We start from the raw sequence: 2511 nt of genomic DNA on the forward strand, positions 1-2511 counted from the left end.
TGAAATCTTATTAAAGGTCGCAAAAATCGGTTGTGAAGTCGTTCTATCGAAATCAGCGCCGACAGAACTGGCAGTCAATCTTGCCGATGAATTGGGAATTACAACTGTTGGATTCATCAGGGGGCAATCCTTCAATGTGTATACACATCCTGAAAGAATAAAAATGTGACTTTTCCATGTTATTTGATTAAATTAAATATTTGGTGACAAACCCGAACGATGATGGTACTATGACAGAAATGTGACAAAATATGACTCTCCAGTTTTTTATTTTCAAGTAGAATGAAAGGGTTTTCATTTTCCGAATGTACTATTCTTTTTAAAAAAGCGAGAGAAAACAATTGTTGTCATATTACTTTATTATCAAAGGGGAGATGTGAAAAGTGAAAGCGAAGAACAGATGGTTGATTGCCGCCTCTGCTGTCGGGATTCATATTTCGATCGGCTCCGTGTATGCATGGAGCAACTTCACCAACCCGCTCATCGATCAATTTGGTTGGTCGACAAGCCAAGTACAGTTGACGTTTAGTATCGCAATCTTATTTCTCGGCCTGTCTGCTGCATTTCTTGGCCACTTCGTTGAAAAGCACGGACCTCGGAAAGCTGGAATACTTGCAGCAATATGCTTCGGTGTGGGTGTCATGGGAGCCGGTTTTGCAGTAAGCATGTCCTCATTGACTCTATTGTATATTTTTTATGGAGTACTCGGAGGAATTGGGTTGGGTGTTGGATATATCGCCCCCGTTTCTACGCTTGTTAAATGGTTTCCCGATCGCCGTGGCCTTGCAACAGGAATGGCAATTATGGGATTTGGCTTTGCAGCTGCGATCAGCAGTCCTATAATGGAAGCGCTTATCAATTCTGTTGGCCTGCAAAACACTTTTTATATTTTGGGGGCATCTTACCTACTCATCATGATCGCCTCTTCGCTTTATCTTGAAAAACCTGAGGAAGGTTGGGCACCAGCAGGTTATGTAAAAAAATTAGAGTCCGGAAAAGTTGAAGCGAAAGTAGATTTAGCACAATTGACGGCGAATGAAGCTGTCAAAACTAAACGCTTCTATTATCTATGGATGATGCTGTTCCTGAATGTCACTTGTGGGATTGCCATTTTGTCCGCGGCCAAGCCTCTTGCCATTGAAAGTATCGGCATGACAACAGTACAAGCGGCTGCACTTGTTGGCGTCCTTGGTCTGTTTAATGGAGCTGGACGGCTTGGATGGGCATCCATTTCCGACTATATCGGGCGCAGACATACGTACACAGCCTTCTTTGTGATCCAGTTGGCTTTATTTGCCCTACTCCCTTTTACGACAAACGCCATTGTTTTCCAAGTGATGCTCGCCGTCATTTATACTTGCTATGGCGGTGGTTTTTCATGCATCCCGGCATATATCGGCGATATTTTTGGAACAAAACAACTTGGGGCGATCCACGGGTATATCTTAACAGCCTGGGCGGCTGCCGGCATTGCCGGACCTATGTTTGCCGCATGGATGAAAGACACGACGGGAAGTTATGAAAGCAGCTTGCTCTTTTTCGCAGGACTATTTGCAGTCGCTTTAGTCATTTCAATATTAATACAAATTGATATCAAAAAAGTTAGAGCTGCGCAACATGGACCGAAGAGAACGAAAGCAGTACAAACCGCAAAAAGCATTTAAGTATTTCATCTAAATTATAAACACCCCCTAATCCTTTTTACATAATGGATTAGGGGGTGTTCAGTTGTAGTTGAGCATTTCGTCTTTCAGCATTTCAGGACGGATCAAGTATTCTCCGTCTTTCAGTTGTACGGCATCGTCTTTACGAAGCTGTGAAATCATTCGGTTGACCGACTCTCTCGAAGTGCCGATCATATTGGCGAGATCTGCATTTTTAAATCGTGTATTGAGCTTGACCCAATCTCCATTCCCGATAGCAGTGCCATGCGTTTCACAAAGCCGAAGCAATAGCAGCAAAATACGCTCATTCGCACTGCGCAATGCAAGCTCCTCCAATCGTTGCTGCAAGCTGACGATCTGATCGCCAAGCATTCTGAATAGCTTTATGGATAAGGAAGGATTCGCCATTAGGACTTGTTCGAAGTCCTTGATTGCCATCGAATAGACTTCACTTTCTTCTATCGCTTGTGCATTTGCAGGATAATGCCCTTGACGAAAAAAACCCACATGAGGAAATAAATCGCCACGCTGCTTGAAATGAAGGACTTGCTCTTTGCCTGCTTGATCATTCCGGGATATCTTTATTTTTCCCGCCGTTGCAATAAACACATGCGTGATCGGATCACCTTGCAGAAATAGCAGTGTCCTGTCAGCAAGCTTCCGCCGGTTCATAATGGGAAGAAAAGGCGCTAAATCCCGGTCAGATACATCCTTAAAAAACATCGTGTTTTTCAGAAATCCGATTACTGAATCCAATGTATCTCTCCTTCAAATGAAAGTTTGCGATCATAACGATTTAACCACTAATATTGTAACACTCTTCTGTAGAGACCAGGACAGAGAAACG

The 2511-nt window shown here is 43.2% G+C and carries 3 protein-coding genes; 2 read left to right on the plus strand and 1 reads right to left on the minus strand.

Translation table 11 applies throughout. The annotated features are described in order from the left end of the window. Together AWV70_RS24880 and AWV70_RS19710 are read left to right on the plus strand one after the other, a co-directional pair. A partial coding sequence (locus AWV70_RS24880; RefSeq protein ID WP_235588774.1) for a formate dehydrogenase accessory sulfurtransferase FdhD occupies positions 1-169 on the plus strand: 169 nt, incomplete at its 5' end. 214 nt (positions 170-383) lie between these two features. Then, complete coding sequence (locus tag AWV70_RS19710; RefSeq protein ID WP_060210237.1) at positions 384-1664, plus strand: L-lactate MFS transporter; 1281 nt, start codon at positions 384-386, stop codon at positions 1662-1664. Positions 1665-1724: 60 nt separating this feature from the next. Here the strand turns inward: AWV70_RS19710 and AWV70_RS19715 are convergent, their stop codons facing one another. After that, on the minus strand, positions 1725-2420 hold the full coding sequence (locus AWV70_RS19715) for a Crp/Fnr family transcriptional regulator (protein WP_060210238.1): 696 nt from the start codon (positions 2418-2420) through the stop codon (positions 1725-1727). Positions 2421-2511 lie beyond the last annotated feature (91 nt).

The sequence above is a fragment of the Sporosarcina koreensis genome, from assembly GCF_001531445.1.
GTDB lineage: Bacteria > Bacillota > Bacilli > Bacillales_A > Planococcaceae > Sporosarcina > Sporosarcina koreensis_C.